This window comes from Pseudoroseomonas ludipueritiae, assembly GCF_014490445.1.
Lineage (GTDB): Bacteria > Pseudomonadota > Alphaproteobacteria > Acetobacterales > Acetobacteraceae > Pseudoroseomonas > Pseudoroseomonas ludipueritiae.
This window is the reverse complement of the sequence record NZ_JACTUZ010000040.1, coordinates 1-16,486: the sequence shown is the minus strand read 5'-3', so window position 1 is coordinate 16,486 and position 16,486 is coordinate 1. Positions and strand designations below refer to the sequence as shown.

Sequence of the window (16,486 nt, the reverse complement as noted above, 5' to 3'; positions counted from 1 at the left end):
AGGTAGGCTATTGCCGGAGGCGACCCGAAGCGGCTCTTGAACTCTTGCCAGTCTGCCATGCTGCAGTATGCCTGGGGCATGCTCATTCGCCCCGAAGATGCTGCCGACGCACAATCAATCCGATCCCTTGTGACGGCTGCCTTCCGGGACGCACCCCATAGCAGCGGCACGGAAGCCGACATTGTTGACGCCCTCCGGGCGGGCAGCGCCCTGACGCTTTCCCTCGTCGCGATCACGGGCGGGGTGGTCGTGGGATATGTCGCTTTCTCCCCGGTCATGGTTGCCGGGCAAATGCCTGGCTGGTTTGGCCTTGGCCCCGTGGCTGTCGAGCGCAGCCAGCGTCGGCAGGGTATCGGCCGGCTTCTGATCGAAGACGGGTTGAGCCGACTTCGAGCACAGGGGGCAGGCGGATGCGTTGTCTTGGGTGACCCGGCCTACTACGGCCGCTTCGGCTTTGAACCGGACCCTGCCCTCACGCTTGCCGGAGTTCCGGCGGAATACTTCCAGCGCCTTCGCCTGCAGGAGGAGCAGCCGGCGGGTGAGGTCTTGTACCATCCGGCCTTCAGCTCAACCTGATGTCCGCTATCCACCCCATCCAGCGGTCGCCCCGGCCAAGAAGGCTACCGCCGGAGGCGACCCAAAGCGGTCCTGCACTTGGTTCTAAGTGGCCAAGCACATGGGCAGGCGGAATCCTCTCCCGCTACTGTTGACGCCTGCATACCCCCATCTAAGCTGCTGGCGTGACAATGAAGGTCGCCCTGCGTGCATCGAAGCCTTCTTGCCTTCCTCATGGTCAGCATGGCGGCCTGCTCGTCGCAAGGCGTTCACTCGCGGCCGCCAGCCACTCGAAGTGATGCGCCGTCAAGCAAGATGCAGGACTGGATGGGGGACGCTAGCTGGCAGCTTGGCAATGCTGTCCAGAGGTATGTCTTACGCACTCCAGGCCAGCATGGCTTCCGCACATCGGGTATGGTCCGGGTTCTTTACCGTGTGGCGGTGGATGCCAATGGTGCCGTCACGGCTGCGGAAGTGGTGAACCCGCCTGAGTTGACGCAGCTCAACAGCCTGATCTTAGCTGCTGCTCAAGCTGCGGAACCACTGTCACCACCTCCCGAATTAACAGGTAGTTCTGCCTTGCCAGTGCAGATGGTGCTTTCGATGGCCTACAGCCCTCCCGTGAGTAACCCAGCACATCGGTCTACACCGTTTTAAGAACCTTTTTGAGCTACCGCCGCACCCGACCCAAAGCGGTCTCTGAGAGACGTTGCTCTGTCGGTCGGCATCCGACATCATGGCCCGGCCGGAAATAGAGTTGCAGGTTGGTAGCTCCTGCGCCCGTCCCTGGACGGGTTCTTCTCAGCCTCGGCGTCTCAACCCGATCGCTATCGGGAGGGGCGCATCAGGCGTGGTCGCGTCTTCCGAAGCGTACCAGAGGAGATACTCAGGTGGTCCTTGGCCTTGTTGCCCTCGTCCTCGCGACCCTCTTCGCCGGAGCCGCGCTCTACATCAGCCTCGTCGAGCATCCCGCCAGGATGGGTTTGGAGGACGCGCCCCTGCTCGCGCAGTGGCAGCCTAGCTACAAGCGCGCCCTGCCGATCCAGGCTGGCCTAGCCATGCTGGGAGGGGTCGCGGGGCTCCTGTCCTGGTACCAGCTCCGCGAGTGGCAGTGGATGGCAGGGAGCTTGCTCCTGCTCACGAACTGGCCGTTCACGATGCTGGTCATCATGCCGATCAACAAGCGCCTAATGGCGATGACGCCGCAGGAAGCGGGGGCAGGAAGCCGTAGCCTGCTGCGTCGCTGGGGCAGCCTACACGGCGTCCGGAGTATCCTAGGCTCCGCCGCATCCCTTCTGTTCGTCTGGGGTTTTCTGGCCAGCCGCTAAGTCCGCTTCCCACCCTTTGCGGTCCATAAGAAGCCGGAGGTCAACGGCCGCTTTGCGGACAACTGCTGAGCCACGTGTATGGCCGGCGAGGGCGCAGAGCGCACCTGAGCAGAAGCACCGAAGTCCTGCCTTCCCTTGACAAAGGGAAATAATTCCTATTATCTCTGCTCGCCCCTGCCGGAGCGAGCCCAATGTCCAGCCTCACCATCTCTAACCTCTGGACCCCGCTCTCCGACCCGGCCTGGGCCGCCCTCCAACCCTTCCTCCCAGCCCTCGCACCCCAGGGCCGCCGCACGCTGGACCCCCGTCAGCGGATGGACGCCATCTTCCATCTCGCCCACCAGGCCGGCGACCCGTGGAAGAGCCTGCCGGAACGCTTCGGCCGCCCCGAAACCATTGCCCGCTTCTTCCGCCGCCTCGGCCTGCGCGCGGCCTTGAACGCGCCGCCCTGGCTGCTGCCGGACCCCCTTTTGTCCGAAACCCTGCGCCGCCTGCCGCTCAACCCCAATGTGCCGGCGGAAGCGCTCCGCAGCCTTCTCCGGCTGTCCCGCAACGCCCTCGGCCGGGCCAGCATCCCGCGTTCCGTGCGGCTGGCATGGGCATGACCGCCTTGCCCGCACCGCGCGCCTGCGGCAAACCCACGCGGAATTCTCTCCTCGGCAAAAGGAACCCGGCGCAATGGCGGTGAAGGACGTGAAGAAGGTGGTTCTCGCCTATTCGGGCGGGTTGGACACCTCGGTCATCCTGAAGTGGCTGCAGACCACCTATCGGTGTGAGGTGGTGACCTTCACCGCCGACCTAGGCCAGGGCGAGGAGCTGGGCCCGGCACGGGACAAGGCCCTGATGCTCGGCATCAAGGAAGAGAACATCTTCATCGACGACCTGCGTGAGGAATTCACGCGGGACTTCGTCTTCCCCATGTTCCGCGCCAATGCGTTGTATGAGGGCCAGTATCTGCTGGGCACCTCCATCGCCCGCCCCCTCATCGCCAAGCGGCAGATCGAGATCGCGGAGCAGGTGGGGGCGGACGCCGTCTCCCACGGCGCCACCGGCAAGGGCAACGACCAGGTCCGGTTCGAGATCGGCTATTATTCCCTGAAGCCGGACGTGAAGGTCATCGCCCCCTGGCGCGAATGGGACCTCACCAGCCGCACCAGGCTGCTGGAATTCGCCGAGGCCAACCAGATCCCCATCGCCAAGGACAAGCGCGGCGAGGCCCCCTTCAGCGTCGACGCCAACCTCCTGCACAGCTCCTCCGAGGGCAAGATCCTGGAGGAGCCCTGGGACGAGCCGCCGGAGATCGTCTGGCAGCGCACCATCCGCCCCGAGGACGCGCCCGACAAGGCGACCGAGATCACCATCGAGTTCGAGCGCGGCGACGCCGTCGGCATCAATGGTGAGCGCCTGTCCCCCGCCACGCTGCTGACGCGCCTGAACGCGCTGGGCCGCGAAAACGGCATCGGCCGCCTGGATCTGGTGGAGAACCGCTTCGTCGGCATGAAGTCCCGCGGCTGCTACGAGACGCCCGGCGGCACCATCCTCTACGTGGCGCACCGCGCGATCGAGAGCATCACGCTGGACCGTGAGGTGGCGCACCTCAAGGACAGCCTGATGCCGAAGTATGCGGAGCTGATCTACAACGGCTTCTGGTTCGCGCCCGAGCGCCGCATGATCCAGGCGATGGTGGATGAGAGCCAGAAGAGCGTCAGCGGCACCGTCCGCCTGAAGCTCTACAAGGGCAACACCATCGTGACGGGCCGCCAGTCGCCCAACAGCCTGTATTCCATGAAGCACGTCACCTTCGAGGACGACCAGGGCGCCTACGACCAGTTCGATGCCCAGGGCTTCATCAAGCTGAACGCGCTGCGCCTGCGCCTTGGCGCCATGGCCGGCCGCAAGGGCGGCGCGGTCTGACCCGCGCGGGGGAGAATACCTCTTCTCTCCCGCGCCCGCTCACCACGGCCACCACGGTCCAAAACCGCAGAAAAAAGATGGGGGGTGCCGGGGGAATTCCTTCCCCCGGCCCTTTCTTTCTCAGGCCACCGCCGGAAAGGCCGCCGCCACCCGCCGCAGGTGGTCCGCCTCATGCCGCGCCACTTCCGCCATCACGGCGGCACTGGCGCCGTCCCGCAGGGCCCGCACCGCTTCCCGCGCCGGGGAGGTGCCGTAGATGCCATGCCCATCCGTGCCCAGTACCGTGGGCACCCCGGCGCCGATCAGCCGCGCCAGCCGTCCGCCACCGCCGCTGCGTCCTGGCCCGCTGCGGTAGCCCAGCGCGCGGTTGGAGCCGATGCCCATTTCCACCACCGCGCCGATCTCGCGCGCCAGCGCCACCTCGCGCCGCCCGACGCCGTAGAGCGCGTGGCCGATGCGCCCCATGCCCGGCGGCAGCCCGGCTTCGCGGAAGCCTTCCAGGGCCATGCGGACATTGCCGGGGTGGCAGGCGGTCTCGCCCGCATGCACCCGCACGACGGTGGGCAGCCCCTGCCGGACGCGGGCCGAGGCCCAGGCGACCACGGTGGGCATGAAGTCGCCGGTGGGGTTGGTCTCGTGCCCGGCGATGTCGAGCCCGGCCAGCAGCGGGTAGGCGGCCATGAGCGCGTCCAGCCCCGCCAGGGCACGGGCGATATCGGCTGGCGCGGCATGGCGGTTGACGGTGGCCAGGAAGAGGATGCGCACCCCGCGCAGGGCCAGGGCAGCCCGCGCCGCCGCTTCCGCCGCGCGGAGCCAGGCCTCGCCATCCTCCGCCAGGGGGGCGCTGGCGCTGAGTTCGATATGCCGCACGCCATCCCGCGCCGCATCACCCGCCACGGAATCCAGGATGCCCGCCAGCAGCGCCGGATGGGCGCCGAGGGGGCGGCGGACGGAATAGGCGCGTTCCAGCAGCAGGAAGGGGTCGGGGCCGCTGCCATCGGCGGGGCGGCGGGGCATTTCCATGGCCGCTTCCAACTGGGCGAGGCTTTCGCGCGGCAATTCCCGCAGGCGCAGCATGGGGGAGCCACGGGCCGGGGCGGCGATGCCACCAGGCAGGATGCGGGTGTCTTCCTCGGCCAGCCGGACGCCTTCGGGCAGGGGGATGCCCGCGAGGCGCAGCATGGCGGCCGGGTATTGCAGGTCGTGCAGCAGCCCGAGGCGGATGAGTTCGGCGGAACGCGGCGCACCGGTCAGGTGCGTGTGGATATCGGTCGTCACGACCGGCGCCACGGTGGGGGTCGAAGGCTGTTCCATGTCCGACCCTAGCGAAGTGGCGCAGGATCTTCCAGAAAAAGCTTCTCGCGCTGCGAGACGGTCAGCCCTGCGCTGGGCGCCGTTGCGCCGGCCGCTCGAAGCTCCAGCGCAGGGTGCGGGCGATGCCCAGGGTGCCGGCGCGGATCAGCGGCTGGCGCAGCCCCGGCGCGGGCAGGCCGTGCAGGCGCCGCGCCCAATCCGGCAGCAGGTCGATGGCGGCCTGCATGGTCAGGTTCTGCAAGGGCTCGGCCAGGGGGTGGGGCGCGGGGCGGTTCAGGATCAGCGCGGCCACCTTCCGGGTGCGGCCGTCGCAGCGCAGCTCCGGCCGCATGGCGGCGATCAGCCGCTCCGCCTCCAGCCTGCTGCGCGGCACCGGGGCGGCGCCGAGCGCCTCGGCCACCCGGGCCATCTCTGCGAAGTAGCGGTCCTGGTCCGCCAGGGGCATGTCCGGTTCCGCATAGCGGCGCCAGCCGTCGAGGAAGCTGGTGGCTTCGGTCACATGCACCCAGGCCAGCAGGACGGGGTCGTTGGCGGCATAGGGCGTGCCGTCGGGCAGGTGGCCGCGCACCTGGTCATGGATGCGGCGGATGCGGGCGATCAGCGCTTCCGCTTCCTCCCGCCCGCCATAGGTGGTCAGGGCGATGAAGCGGGCGGTGCGGCGAAGCCGGCCGTGCATGTCGGCGCGGAAGTTGGAATGGTCCCAGACCCCGGCCAGCACGGCGGGGTGCAGCATCTGCAGCAGCAGCCCGGCAATGCCGCCCACCATCATGGAGGTGACATCGCCATGAACGCGCCAAGCAACGGATGTGGGCCCGAAGAGCCCGTCCGGCCGGCGCGTCACCGGCGCCTCGCCCCGGCTGCGGTCGTTGAAGATGGCGCTGACCTGGCTGGCGATGGCCTGTTTCACTGGCTGCGCGAAAGGGCCCAGCAGGGCAGGCAGGACGGTGGCGCGGCCCGGCATCAGGCGACCTCTGGGCAGGAGAGGAAGGTCACAGGCATGTCCTTCAAATTGGCCATGCCATTCAACGTTCCAGCCATGCCCGGGGCTTCTGGGCGAAACGGACGGATTTTCACGGGAAGCAGCCCTGGCCGCGGCCCGCGGCCGCCGGCGGTATCCTCCTCACCCTCCGGGCTGAACGGAAGGCGGGGTCTGGGGTGGCACGGCCACCCCAGCAGGGTCCAGGGGCAGGGCCCCTGGCCTTGTCCGGCGAGATCAGGCCGCGCTGCGCAGCGCCGCCTTCTTCACGTCCTCGCTCGCGCCGCTGGCGAAGGTCTCGAAGTTCTTCTCGAACAGGGAGACGAGGTGCTTGGCCGTCTTGTCATAGGCTTCCTTGTCGGCCCAGGACTCGCGCGGGTTCAGCACCTCGGTCGGCACGCCCGGCACGTTCTGCGGCACGGCGAGGCCGAAGAACGGATCGGTGGCGAATTCGGCATTGGCCAGGCTGCCATCCAGCGCCGCGCGCAGCAGGGCGCGGGTGTGCTTGATGGACATGCGGTGGCCGGTGCCATAGGCGCCGCCGGTCCAGCCCGTGTTCACCAGCCAAACCTGGGCGCCGTGCTTGCCGATCAGCTCGGCCAGCATCTTGCCATAGACCTCAGGGTGGCGCGGCAGGAAGGGGGCGCCGAAGCAGGTGGAGAAGGTCGCCTGCGGCTCCTTGCCCAGGCCCTTCTCGGTGCCCGCCACCTTGGCGGTGTAGCCGGAGAGGAAGTGGTACATCGCCTGCGCCGGGGTCAGCTTGGCGATCGGCGGCAGCACGCCGAAGGCATCGGCGGTCAGCATCACCACGTTCTTCGGCAGCCCGGCCATGCCGCCCGGCGCCGTGCCGGGGATGAACTCGATCGGGTAGCAGGAGCGGGTGTTCTCGGTCAGCGAGCCGTCGTTGAGGTCGAGGTTGCCGCGCTCATCGGCGATGACGTTCTCCAGCACCACGCCGAAGCGGTGGGAGGCGTTCCAGATCTGCGGCTCGGCTTCCTGGGAGAGCTTGATGACCTTGGCGTAGCAGCCGCCCTCGAAGTTGAAGACGCCCTTGTCGGACCAGCCGTGCTCGTCGTCGCCGATCAGCGCGCGCTCGGGGTCGGAGGAGAGGGTGGTCTTGCCGGTGCCGGAGAGGCCGAAGAACAGCGCGGTGTCGCCGTCCTTGCCCACATTGGCGGAGCAGTGCATCGGCAGCACGCCCTTGGCGGGCAGCAGCCAGTTCATGACCGTGAAGATCGACTTCTTGATCTCGCCCGCATAGCTGGTGCCGGCGATGGCGATGATCTTCTTGGCGAAGGAGAGCGCGATCAGCGTGGTGGAGCCGGCGCGGCCGCCATGCTCGGGCTTCGCTTCCATTTCCGGCGCGTGCAGGATCACGTAGTCCGGCTCGAAGCCGGCCAGCTCTTCCACCGGCGGGCGGATGAACATGTTGCGGGCGAACAGCGCGTGCCAGGCATTGGTGGTCACCAGCCGGACCTTGATGCGGTGCTCGGGATCGGCGCCGGCATAAAGGTCCTCGGTGAAGAGTTCCTTCTGGGAGCCCAGCCAGGCGCGCACATCGGCGGTGAAGGCGTCGAACTTGGCGGGCTCGAGCTTCCGGTTGACCTTGCCCCACCAGATTTCCTGGGTGGCCTCGGGGTCATCGGCCACGAACTTGTCGGCGACGGAGCGGCCGGTATGCACGCCGGTCACGCCGATGAAGGCGCCATCGGCGGACAGGCGGCCCTCACCGCGGCGCAGCGCATGGGCGTAGAGGCCGGGGGCCGTCAGGTTGGCATGAATATCGGCGGTGGTGTTGACGCCGGTGCCGGCAAGGGCGGCGGTGTTCGCGGTCATAGGCGCGATTGTCTCCATCAGGCGCTTATCCTCCGGCGGGGGTCCGCCGGGGCAGTAGCCACAGGGTTGAGGCCGATCCATCTCTCACCTGGACGACATCGGGCCGACGCTAAGGCGGCGGCATGAAGCCCGTCAACGTATGTGTTAAAGTCATATCATCATACAACCACGGCGCCATGCGCGGTTCCGTCGCGTGCCAAACTGCCTTATGCCGCGTTCTATCCGGTATCCGGCCCGGCTCGCGCCACAATCGGCCCCCATATCGGCCTGCAGAGGCCCGGATGCCCTGACGATCACATTCTCTTGGGGGAACGATGCCCGCCACCATTGCCCTGGTCGATGACGACCGCAACATCCTCACCTCCGTCTCCATGACGCTCGAGGCCGAGGGCTTCCAGGTGCGCACCTACACGGATGGGGAAAGCGCGCTGCAGGGTCTGCTGGCACGGCCCGTGGACCTCGCGGTGCTGGATATCAAGATGCCCCGCATGGATGGCATGGAACTGCTGCAGCGCCTGCGCCAGCGTTCCTCGCTGCCGGTGATCTTCCTGACGTCCAAGGACGAGGAGCTGGACCAGCTGATGGGCCTGCGCCTCGGCGCCGACGACTATATCACCAAGCCCTTCTCCCAGCGCCTGCTGCTGGAGCGCATCCGCGCCCTGCTGCGCCGCAACGAGGCCGGCCGGGCCGAGGGCTCCGGCGCGCCGCCCACCGGCGTGATCTCCCGCGGCGAGCTGGTGCTGGACGAGACCAAGCATACCTGCACCTGGAAGGGCCAGCAGGTGCAGCTCACCGTCACGGAGTTCCTGCTGGTCAAGGCTCTGGCGCAGCGTCCCGGCATGGTGAAGAACCGCGACCAGCTGATCGACGCCGCCTATGGCGAGAATATCTATGTGGACGACCGCACCATCGACAGCCATGTGAAGCGGGTGCGCAAGAAGTTCCGCCAAGTGGATGACGACTTCAACATGATCGAGACCCTCTACGGCATCGGCTACCGCTACAAGGAAGCCTGAGGACTCCATGCCAGACGCCAGCGGCGCCCCCGCAGCCCTGCCACAGCTCCGCGCCCCGCGGGAAGGGCGGCGGCGCGTCTCGCCGCTGCTGCGCCGCATCCTGCTGGTCAACATGGTGGCGCCGGCGCTGCTGGCGGCCTCGCTGCTCTACCTGGACCAGTACCAGAGCGGGCTGCTGGCCGCCGAGGTGGAAAGCCTGCGCACCCAGGCGCGCATCTATGCCGCCGGCATCGCCGAGGCCGCCGTGCGGCTGCAGGACGACCGCGCGGTGCTGGTGCCCGACACCGCCCGCCCGCTGCTGCGCCGGCTGGTGGAGCCTTCGGCCAATACCCAGGCCAAGCTTTTCGACACCTCCGGCCTGCTGGTGGCCGACAGCCGCGTGCGGGAAGGCCAGGGCGGCGCCATCATCACCGAGCCCCTGACCCCGCCCGAGACGCGCGGGTTGCTGGCCGGCGGCGTCGGGCGCTTCTACGACCGGCTGCTGACCATCCTGCCGCGCTCGCTGTTTGGCGCCCGCCGCAACGGCGACATCTACGTGGACGTGGCGCCCGACGCGCCTTCCTTCGACTGGCAGCCCGAACTCGGCCCGGACCGGCGGGAGGAATTGCGCCTCGCCCTCGAAGGCGGCGTCCGCCCCTATATCCGCCGCACCAAGGAAGGCCGGTTGCTGGTCTCGGTGGCCGAGCCCGCGCGGCGCGGCAGCCAGAGCATCGGCATCGTGCTGCTGACGCGCGAGGCGCGGGAAGTGGACCAGCGCCTGCTGGAAATCCGCACCTCCGTGCTCGGCCTGTTCATCCTGGCGCTGCTGCTGACGGTGGCGGCCTCGCTCTATCTCTCCCGCACCATCGCCTCGCCCATCCTGGCGCTGGCCGGCGCCGCCGCCGCCATGCGCCAGGGCAAGGGCCGCGCCGGTTCCGTACCCAGCGCCCTGCTGGCCCGCACGGACGAGATCGGCATCCTGGCGCGGGACCTGCAATCCTCCGCCACCGCGCTCTGGGCCCGCATCGACCAGAACGAGCGCTTCGCCGCCGATGTGGCGCATGAGCTGCGCAACCCGCTGACCAGCGTGCGATCCGCGCTGGAGACCCTGCTGCGCGTCGAGAAGCCCGACCAGCAGAAGCGTCTGCTTTCCATTATTGCCGAGGACGCGGTGCGGATGGACCGCCTGATCGGCGACATCGCCGATTCCTCCCGCGTCGATGCCGAACTCTCCCGCACGGTGTCGGAGCCGGTGGACGTGGCGCCGATCCTCTCGGCCCTGGTGGACCTGCACAACACCACCCGCGACGAGGACGAGGACCCGACCATGGTGCTGGACGCCGCGCCCGTGCCCCTGGTGGTGCGCGGCGTGGAAGGGCGGCTGGTGCAGGTCTTCCGCAACCTGCTGGGCAATGCGGTCAGCTTCTCGCCCAAGCTGGGCAAGGTCTGGGTGCGGGCGCGGCAGACCGGAGCCATGATGGAATTCACGGTCGAGGACGAGGGCCCCGGCATCCCCGAGGCCAAGCTGGAAGGCATCTTCGACCGCTTCTACACCGAGCGCCCGACCGGCGAGAGCTTCGGCCAGCATTCCGGCCTGGGCCTGTCCATCAGCCGGCAGATCGTCGAGGGCCTGGGCGGGCGCATCAGCGCCGAGAACCGGCGGGACGAAAGCGGCAAGGTGATCGGGGCGCGCTTCGTGGTGCGGCTGCCGGTGGGGTGAAGCCAGGGGGCGCCGCCCCCTGGACCCCCGCTGGGGTGACAGTGTCACCCCAGACCCCGCCATCAGCTTTTCCTTGCGCCACGGTGGTCGCGCCGGAGGTCAATGACCTCCGGCGACTGCGTCCTCAGCCTGCGTGGCCTTCAGATTCCCATTGCTGGCGGCTGGCACCGCGCAGCGCCCTTCAGGCCCCAATCTCGAACTGGCAGCGGGGCCCGGGGTGGACTTTCCACCCCGGCGGGGCGTCCAGAGGGATCGAAGGCACTGCCTTCGATGCCCCTTTGGCCCAGGCCCGGCTTATGGCAGAACCCTTTCCACCAGATGCGGACGTGGCGGAACGGTAGACGCAGCAGACTTAAAATCTGGTTCCCTCAGGGGAGTGCGGGTTCGAATCCCGCCGTCCGCAAACCCTTCAGTGCTTCGCCTCGATGATCAGCCCGATCGAGGTGGCGACGCGGTCTTCCACCAGCGCCCGCAGATGCGGCGTTTCCGCCGGCTGGGACAGCGGCCAGCGGTCGGCGGCCGCGCCATAGGGCGGCTGGTCGATGAACTGGTCCAGCAGCCCGGCGCCGGGGTCGAAATCCACCGGCCGCATGCGATGGCCGGCGCGGGCCAGCCGGTGGCCGAGCTTTTCGATATGCCGCGCCTGGAACAGCACGGTGCCGCCGCGCGAGAGGGGCGGGCCATCGGCGTCCAGGTCGAATTCCGTGGTGTGGATGGCGAGGCCGCCTGGCTTCAGGCAGCGCATGGCTTCCAGGATGAAGTCCTCGCCCGCGCGCAGGCTGCCCAGGTGTTCCAGGGCGCAGGCGGACCAGACGAGGTCGAATTGCCCGTGCAGGTCGCGCGGGATGCGCGTCATGTCCACGGCACGGAAGGGTAGGGAGGGTTGCGGGGCATGCTGGCCGGTGCTGATCCAGCGGGCGGCGCGGGGGTCGGCGGGGTCGAGGTCGGTGGCCAGTACCTCCAGCCCCTGGGCGGCCAGGAAGCCGGGCAGGGCTTCCCGCCCCACGGCGAAGCCGAGCGCGCGCCTGCCGGGCGCCAGCAGCCCGGCTTCCCAGATGGCCTGGGCCACGAAGGCCATTTCCCAGACCTTGCGGTGGTAGAAGGGCACCATGCCCAGCGCGCCGCACCAGTGGTGCAGCCAAGGGGATTCGAGATCCGCCTGGCGGCAGAGGCAGCCGGCGAGGCCGACATGTTCCGGCTCGGCGGGCAGGGGGATATCGGGGCCGGCGAGGCCGGCCTCGTAGCATTGCCGCGCCAGCACGGCGCCCAGCACCTTGGTGTTCCAGGCCGCGACACGGGCGAAGCCGAAGGCGGGCCGCCTGCGGCGCCGGAAGCCGAACATGGCGGCGCTCAGCTATCCAGCCGGATGCCGAGTTCGCGGATCAGCGGGCGCCATTGGGCATTCTCGGCGGCGACGAAGCTGTTGAACTGCGTGGGCGTCCAGGGCGTGCTTTCGATGCCGAGGCCGGCCATGCGGGCCTGCATCTCCGGCGCGGCCACAGCGGCGTTCAGTTCGGTGTTCAGGCGGGTGATCACGGCCGGGGGCGTGGCGGCGGGGGCGGACATGGCCTGCCAGCCGAAGGCTATGGCATCGGGGATGCCGAGTTCACCCGTGGTCGGCACATCCGGCGCCTGGGCGGAGCGCGCCTCGGAGAGCACCAGGATGCCGCGCGCCTTGCCCTCGCGCAGAAAGGGGATGCCGGTGGCGCAGTCGATCAGCACGCTCTCGATCATGCCGGACAGCAGGTCCTGCATGGCCGCCGGGCCGCCGCGATAGGGCACATGCGTCGCGTCGAAGCCGGCGCGGCGCTTCAGCATCTCCATGGCGAGATGGTGCGGGGAGGCGACGGCGGGGGAGCCATAGGTCGGCACCCGCTGCTTCGAGGCCGCGATGTAATCCGCCAGGGTCTTCACCGGGCTGTCCGGCCGCACCACCAGGAAGAGCGGGAAGCGGCCGATGAAGCCGACGCCGGTCAGGTCCTTGTCCGGATCGTAGGGCAGCCTGGCATAGAGCGCGGGGTTGTAGACGAGGTTGCCGTTGTCGGCATGCAGCAGCGTATAGCCATCTGGCGTGCTGCGGGCGACGGTCTCGCTGGCCAGCACGGCGCCGCCGCCGGGGCGGTTCTCCACGACCATGTTGAAGCCGAGGCGCGGGCTCATGAAGCTGGCGATCAGCCGGGCGAAGGTATCGCTGGGGCCGCCGGGCGGATAGCCGACCACCCAGCGTGGCGGGTGGTCCGGCCAGGCGGTGCCCTGCGCCATCGCGGCACCGCCGGCGCCCACGAGCGCCCCCGAGGCCAGACCAAGGGCGAAGTCGCGCCGTCCCAACATCACCGGATACCCTCTGCGGCTGGCATGCACCCCGCGGCATGCGCTGGGCGCGCATCATGCGGCGCGCCGCGGCATCGCGCCAGCGTGCCGGCCAGCCCTCCGGCGCTTCAGCCCGCCAGCAGCAGCGCCCAGAGCGGCAGGGTGGCCAATGCCAGCACATGCTGCCCGGTGATCATGGCGGCCATCAGCGGCGCGTCGCCGCCCATGGCCCGTGCCTGCACATAGGCGGTGGAGGCGGTGGGCTGCGCCATGAAGAGGATGGCGGTGGCGGCGGCCAGCGGCTCCAGCCCCGTCAGCACCGCCAGTCCCATGGCGATGGCAGGCATCAGCAGCAGCTTGAAGCCGGCGGTCAGCGCCTGGGTGGGCATGCGGTCGGCCAGGGCCCCCGGCGTCAGCGCCGCGCCGACGCAGAGCAGCCCGGTGGCGAGGCTGGCCTGGGAGAGCCCACGCAGCAGGCCCGAGGCCCCCGGCGGCACCCCGCCCGCCAGCGCCAGCGCGAAGCCGGCCAGGCAGGCCAGCAGCAGCGGGTTGAGCGCGATCTGCCGCAGCAGGCGCAAAGGGCTTGGCCTGGTGGCGCGCCCCAGCGTCAGCGCCACGGTGATCACCACCTGCACGAAGGGCACGATCAACCCGGTGGCGATGCCGCCCATGGCGATGCCCGGCGGCCCCAGCACCGCGCCGGCGGTGGCGAAGGCCAGCAGGTTGTTGTAGCGGATGCCGCCCTGCAGCACCGAGGTCATGGCCGCATGCCCATGCCCCAGCGCCCGCGCCAGGGCGATGCTGCCCAGCGTGCCCAGGGCCAGCGTGCCCCAGATCACCATGGCCATGCCGCCCAGCGGCAGCCGGGCCAGGTCCAGCGAGCCGATGGCGCTGATCAGCAGCGCCGGCAGCAGCACAAAGAAGACGAGCCTCTCCAGCCCGGCCCAAACGGCGTCGTCCGGCAGCAGGGTGCGGCGCAGCAGGGCGCCGAGGCCGAGCATGCCGAAGGTGGCGGCGAAGGCATCCGCCCCCGCGGCGAGGGGCAGGGCCATGGCGTCAGGCGGCGCCGACCAGCGCGTTCAGATCCGCCTGCGGTCGGGCGCCGAAATGGCCGATCACCTCGGCCGCCGCGACGGAGCCCCAGCGGCCGCATTCGGCCAGCGGCAGGCCGCGCGTCAACGCCGCCAGGAAGCCGGCGGCATAGGCATCGCCGGCGCCGGTGGTGTCCACCACCTTGGCCGGCTCGGCGGCGACGGTGATGGTCTGGTCGCCGGAGACGATCACGCTGCCATGCTCGCTGCGCGTCAGGGCGGCGATGCCGACCTCGGCGCGGGCGCGTTCCATCGCCTGCTCGAAGCTGTCGGTCTCGTAGAGGGAGAGGATCTCGGCCTCATTGGCGAAGAGGATGTCGGTCTGCCCGGCCACGAAGTCGCGGAAGGCGGCGCGGTGGCGGCCGACGCAAAAGGGGTCGGAGAGGGTCATGGAGACCTGCCGCCCCGCCGCATGCGCCACCCGGGCCGCGCGGTGGAAGGCGGCCTGCGCCGCCGGCGGGTCGAAGAGGTAGCCTTCCATGTAGGTCACGGCGGCGGCGGAAACGGCGGCCTCGTCCACGTCATCCTCGCCAAAGGCGACGCAGGCGCCGAGAAAGGTGTTCATGGTCCGCTGCCCATCGGGCGAGACCAGGATCAGGCAGCGAGCGGTGGGCGCCCCGCCGGAGAGCGGCGCGGTGGGGAAGGCGACGCCGGCGGCGCGGATGTCATGCGCGAAGGTGCGGCCCAGCAGGTCATCGGCCACCTTGCCCAGGAAGCCCACCCGGGCGCCCAGCCCGGCCGCCACCGCGCAGGTATTGCCGGCGGAGCCGCCGCTGCTCTCCAGCCCCGGGCCCATGGCGGCGTAGATCGCCTCGGCGCGCCCGGCATCGATCAGGTTCATGGCGCCGCGCTCCATGCCGTGCTGCGCCAGGAAGCCGTCATCCGCCCGTGCCAGCACGTCCACGATGGCGTTGCCGATGCCGAGGATGTCGAGGGTGGGTGCTGCCATGGGAGGAACCTTGCGCGGGTGAGCCCCGGCGATAGCAGCCGCCCGGCCGGCGGGCCAGGGGGGCTGGCGCACCGCCACGATGCGGCGCCTGCTGCGGCAAGGGTCGGCGCCGCGCTTCAACCTGGAGTGTTGCCCCGCCGCCGGATGCGCCACCAAGCAGGAAGTGGCTGAAAAAATTACACTGGGAGGGGGCCAGCCCCGGTTGTCCCCCCGCCATGCCGCGTGATAGCCCAAGGGAGCGCGGCAGCCTGCAGGCCGCAGAACCCAGATCCGTGCCGCCGGCCGGAACCATGCTGATTCAGCCGAGCTGAGGGGGAGCCCATGTCCGTCTTTCGCCGCCGCCGCGAAGATCCCACTCCCGCCCAGGGAGCATCGCCCGGCCTGCCGGAGGGGCCGGAGCCGACCACCGTTCCGGTGGCCCGCGACCCGGATCTCGCCGTTCCCCCCTTCCGTCCCGCGCCCGCCAAGGAGCCTGCCATGACCCTGCCGCCGAAGCCCGGCCAGCCGACCGGCATGGGCATGCCGCCCCGTCCTTCCCCGATGGCGGGTACCGGCCCCATCGTCTCCCCCGGTGGCAGCGCCCGTCCGGCCCAGGCCATCGAGCGCCGCTCCATGGTGGTGGGCAAGGGCATCAGCCTGCAGGGCACCGTGACGGATGCCGAGCGGCTGGTGGTGGAAGGCACGGTGGAAAGCCAGATGCTGCAGGCCGCCGAGCTGATGATCAGCCATTCCGGCGTGTTCAAGGGCGAGGTCGAGGTGGATGACGCCGAGATCGCCGGCATCTTCGACGGCACGCTGACGGTGCGCGGCAACCTGACCATCCGCGCCTCCGGCAAGGTGATGGGCGTGGCCCGCTGCCGCCGCCTGCAGGTGGAGGAAGGCGGCCAGGTGTCCGGCCGCATGGAAATGCTGGGCGACGCGATGCCCGCCAGCCCGCGGCCCGCGCTGCCGCTGGCCGCCAGCGACGCCGACCAGCTGGGCTGAAGCCGGAATGGGCCGGGCCAGAATGGCTCGGCCCGCTCCCTTTTCCGCCGCCGCGGCGCAGGCTATCCCCGCCGCCATGCCCGCCCGTCCCTTTTCATCCCTGCTGCTGGCCTGCCTGCTGGCCGCCTGCGCCCAGGAACCTGTCCTGGACCGCCAGGCCGTGCTGGATGAGGTGCTGGCCAATTACCGCGCCAACCTGGCTGGCATGCGCCCGCTCTCCGCCCCGCCGGCGGATGGCCAGGCCACGGCCGCCGGCGCCGCCACCATGCCCGCCCTGAATGGCCTGCCGGCACAGGCGGCGCAGTTGCTGGGCCAGCCCCCCGCCACGGTGCGGCGCCTGCTGGGCGAGCCCCGCCTGCGGCGGCGGGAAGGGGATGCCGAGATCTGGCTCTACCAGAGCCCCTCCTGCCACCTGGACGTGATGTTCTATGGCGAGCCGGGCGGGCCTGCCGGCTCCCGCGCCGCGCCGGCCGGGTTGCGGGTCACCTATGCCACGGCGCGCGCGGCGGGGGCG

Annotated in this window: 16 protein-coding genes and 1 tRNA gene; 10 read left to right on the top strand and 7 right to left on the bottom strand. The window is 69.9% G+C overall.

Annotated features, from left to right (window positions below; all coding sequences use genetic code 11):
- The first annotated feature begins 57 nt into the window (after nucleotides 1–57).
- From IBL25_RS11255 to IBL25_RS11235, 5 genes are all read left to right on the top strand, one after another.
- Nucleotides 58–576 (top strand): GNAT family N-acetyltransferase, encoded by a 519-nt coding sequence (locus IBL25_RS11255; protein ID WP_238940359.1) that lies wholly within the window; start codon nucleotides 58–60, stop codon nucleotides 574–576.
- Between the two features lie 213 nt (nucleotides 577–789).
- Entirely contained in the window at nucleotides 790–1,212 is a 423-nt protein-coding gene (locus tag IBL25_RS27550) for an energy transducer TonB family protein (RefSeq protein WP_367615594.1), read from the top strand.
- Between the two features lie 233 nt (nucleotides 1,213–1,445).
- Entirely contained in the window at nucleotides 1,446–1,883 is a 438-nt protein-coding gene (locus IBL25_RS27285) for a DUF1772 domain-containing protein (protein ID WP_187778635.1), read from the top strand.
- Nucleotides 1,884–2,074: 191 nt separating this feature from the next.
- Nucleotides 2,075–2,488: a transposase gene (locus IBL25_RS11240; RefSeq protein ID WP_187778634.1), complete on the top strand. Its 414-nt coding sequence runs from the start codon at nucleotides 2,075–2,077 to the stop codon at nucleotides 2,486–2,488.
- 73 nt (nucleotides 2,489–2,561) lie between these two features.
- The gene (locus IBL25_RS11235; RefSeq protein WP_187778633.1) at nucleotides 2,562–3,797 is read left to right on the top strand and encodes an argininosuccinate synthase; all 1,236 of its coding nucleotides are present in this window, start codon (nucleotides 2,562–2,564) and stop codon (nucleotides 3,795–3,797) included.
- Nucleotides 3,798–3,917: 120 nt separating this feature from the next.
- Here the strand turns inward: IBL25_RS11235 and IBL25_RS27280 are convergent, their stop codons facing one another.
- The 3 genes from IBL25_RS27280 to IBL25_RS11220 form a co-directional block, all read right to left on the bottom strand.
- Nucleotides 3,918–5,111 (bottom strand): amidohydrolase family protein, encoded by a 1,194-nt coding sequence (locus tag IBL25_RS27280; RefSeq protein ID WP_187778632.1) that lies wholly within the window; start codon nucleotides 5,109–5,111, stop codon nucleotides 3,918–3,920.
- Nucleotides 5,112–5,172: 61 nt separating this feature from the next.
- Nucleotides 5,173–6,072: an oxygenase MpaB family protein gene (locus tag IBL25_RS11225; protein WP_187778631.1), complete on the bottom strand. Its 900-nt coding sequence runs from the start codon at nucleotides 6,070–6,072 to the stop codon at nucleotides 5,173–5,175.
- 252 nt (nucleotides 6,073–6,324) lie between these two features.
- Nucleotides 6,325–7,923: a phosphoenolpyruvate carboxykinase gene (locus IBL25_RS11220; RefSeq protein WP_187778630.1), complete on the bottom strand. Its 1,599-nt coding sequence runs from the start codon at nucleotides 7,921–7,923 to the stop codon at nucleotides 6,325–6,327.
- Between the two features lie 314 nt (nucleotides 7,924–8,237).
- Here IBL25_RS11220 and IBL25_RS11215 point away from each other — a divergent pair, with 314 nt between their 5' ends.
- The 3 genes from IBL25_RS11215 (at nucleotide 8,238) to IBL25_RS11205 (ending at nucleotide 11,041) form a co-directional block, all read left to right on the top strand.
- Complete coding sequence (locus tag IBL25_RS11215) at nucleotides 8,238–8,939, top strand: response regulator transcription factor (protein WP_187778629.1); 702 nt, start codon at nucleotides 8,238–8,240, stop codon at nucleotides 8,937–8,939.
- A gap of 7 nt (nucleotides 8,940–8,946) precedes the next feature.
- Nucleotides 8,947–10,638: a stimulus-sensing domain-containing protein gene (locus IBL25_RS11210; RefSeq protein WP_187778628.1), complete on the top strand. Its 1,692-nt coding sequence runs from the start codon at nucleotides 8,947–8,949 to the stop codon at nucleotides 10,636–10,638.
- A gap of 320 nt (nucleotides 10,639–10,958) precedes the next feature.
- A tRNA-Leu gene (locus IBL25_RS11205) sits at nucleotides 10,959–11,041 on the top strand.
- A gap of 6 nt (nucleotides 11,042–11,047) precedes the next feature.
- Here the strand turns inward: IBL25_RS11205 and IBL25_RS11200 are convergent.
- The 4 genes from IBL25_RS11200 to IBL25_RS11185 form a co-directional block, all read right to left on the bottom strand.
- Nucleotides 11,048–11,980, bottom strand: a complete 933-nt coding sequence (locus tag IBL25_RS11200) for a class I SAM-dependent methyltransferase (protein WP_187778627.1) — start codon at nucleotides 11,978–11,980, stop codon at nucleotides 11,048–11,050.
- 8 nt (nucleotides 11,981–11,988) lie between these two features.
- Nucleotides 11,989–12,969, bottom strand: coding sequence for a Bug family tripartite tricarboxylate transporter substrate binding protein (locus IBL25_RS11195; protein WP_194433682.1), 981 nt, complete (start codon nucleotides 12,967–12,969; stop codon nucleotides 11,989–11,991).
- A gap of 107 nt (nucleotides 12,970–13,076) precedes the next feature.
- The gene (locus IBL25_RS11190; protein WP_187778625.1) at nucleotides 13,077–14,000 is read right to left on the bottom strand and encodes an AEC family transporter; all 924 of its coding nucleotides are present in this window, start codon (nucleotides 13,998–14,000) and stop codon (nucleotides 13,077–13,079) included.
- Between the two features lie 4 nt (nucleotides 14,001–14,004).
- Nucleotides 14,005–14,988 (bottom strand): adenosine kinase, encoded by a 984-nt coding sequence (locus tag IBL25_RS11185; protein ID WP_187778624.1) that lies wholly within the window; start codon nucleotides 14,986–14,988, stop codon nucleotides 14,005–14,007.
- 321 nt (nucleotides 14,989–15,309) lie between these two features.
- Here IBL25_RS11185 and IBL25_RS11180 point away from each other — a divergent pair, with 321 nt between their 5' ends.
- Complete coding sequence (locus tag IBL25_RS11180) at nucleotides 15,310–15,972, top strand: bactofilin family protein (RefSeq protein WP_238940358.1); 663 nt, start codon at nucleotides 15,310–15,312, stop codon at nucleotides 15,970–15,972.
- 76 nt (nucleotides 15,973–16,048) lie between these two features.
- On the top strand, nucleotides 16,049–16,486 hold a 438-nt coding region (locus IBL25_RS11175; protein WP_194433681.1), incomplete at its 3' end, for a hypothetical protein.

Coding starts and splice junctions, on each gene's coding strand:
- IBL25_RS11220 (WP_187778630.1), bottom strand. CDS start 7,923: ATGACCGCGAACACCGCCGCCCTTGCCGGCACCGGCGTCAACACCACC.
- IBL25_RS11180 (WP_238940358.1), top strand. CDS start 15,310: ATGTCCGTCTTTCGCCGCCGCCGCGAAGATCCCACTCCCGCCCAGGGA.
- IBL25_RS11185 (WP_187778624.1), bottom strand. CDS start 14,988: ATGGCAGCACCCACCCTCGACATCCTCGGCATCGGCAACGCCATCGTG.
- IBL25_RS27550 (WP_367615594.1), top strand. CDS start 790: ATGGTCAGCATGGCGGCCTGCTCGTCGCAAGGCGTTCACTCGCGGCCG.
- IBL25_RS11200 (WP_187778627.1), bottom strand. CDS start 11,980: ATGTTCGGCTTCCGGCGCCGCAGGCGGCCCGCCTTCGGCTTCGCCCGT.
- IBL25_RS11195 (WP_194433682.1), bottom strand. CDS start 12,969: ATGTTGGGACGGCGCGACTTCGCCCTTGGTCTGGCCTCGGGGGCGCTC.
- IBL25_RS11235 (WP_187778633.1), top strand. CDS start 2,562: ATGGCGGTGAAGGACGTGAAGAAGGTGGTTCTCGCCTATTCGGGCGGG.
- IBL25_RS11240 (WP_187778634.1), top strand. CDS start 2,075: ATGTCCAGCCTCACCATCTCTAACCTCTGGACCCCGCTCTCCGACCCG.
- IBL25_RS27280 (WP_187778632.1), bottom strand. CDS start 5,111: ATGGAACAGCCTTCGACCCCCACCGTGGCGCCGGTCGTGACGACCGAT.
- IBL25_RS11255 (WP_238940359.1), top strand. CDS start 58: ATGCTGCAGTATGCCTGGGGCATGCTCATTCGCCCCGAAGATGCTGCC.
- IBL25_RS11190 (WP_187778625.1), bottom strand. CDS start 14,000: ATGGCCCTGCCCCTCGCCGCGGGGGCGGATGCCTTCGCCGCCACCTTC.
- IBL25_RS11210 (WP_187778628.1), top strand. CDS start 8,947: ATGCCAGACGCCAGCGGCGCCCCCGCAGCCCTGCCACAGCTCCGCGCC.
- IBL25_RS11225 (WP_187778631.1), bottom strand. CDS start 6,072: ATGCCGGGCCGCGCCACCGTCCTGCCTGCCCTGCTGGGCCCTTTCGCG.
- IBL25_RS11215 (WP_187778629.1), top strand. CDS start 8,238: ATGCCCGCCACCATTGCCCTGGTCGATGACGACCGCAACATCCTCACC.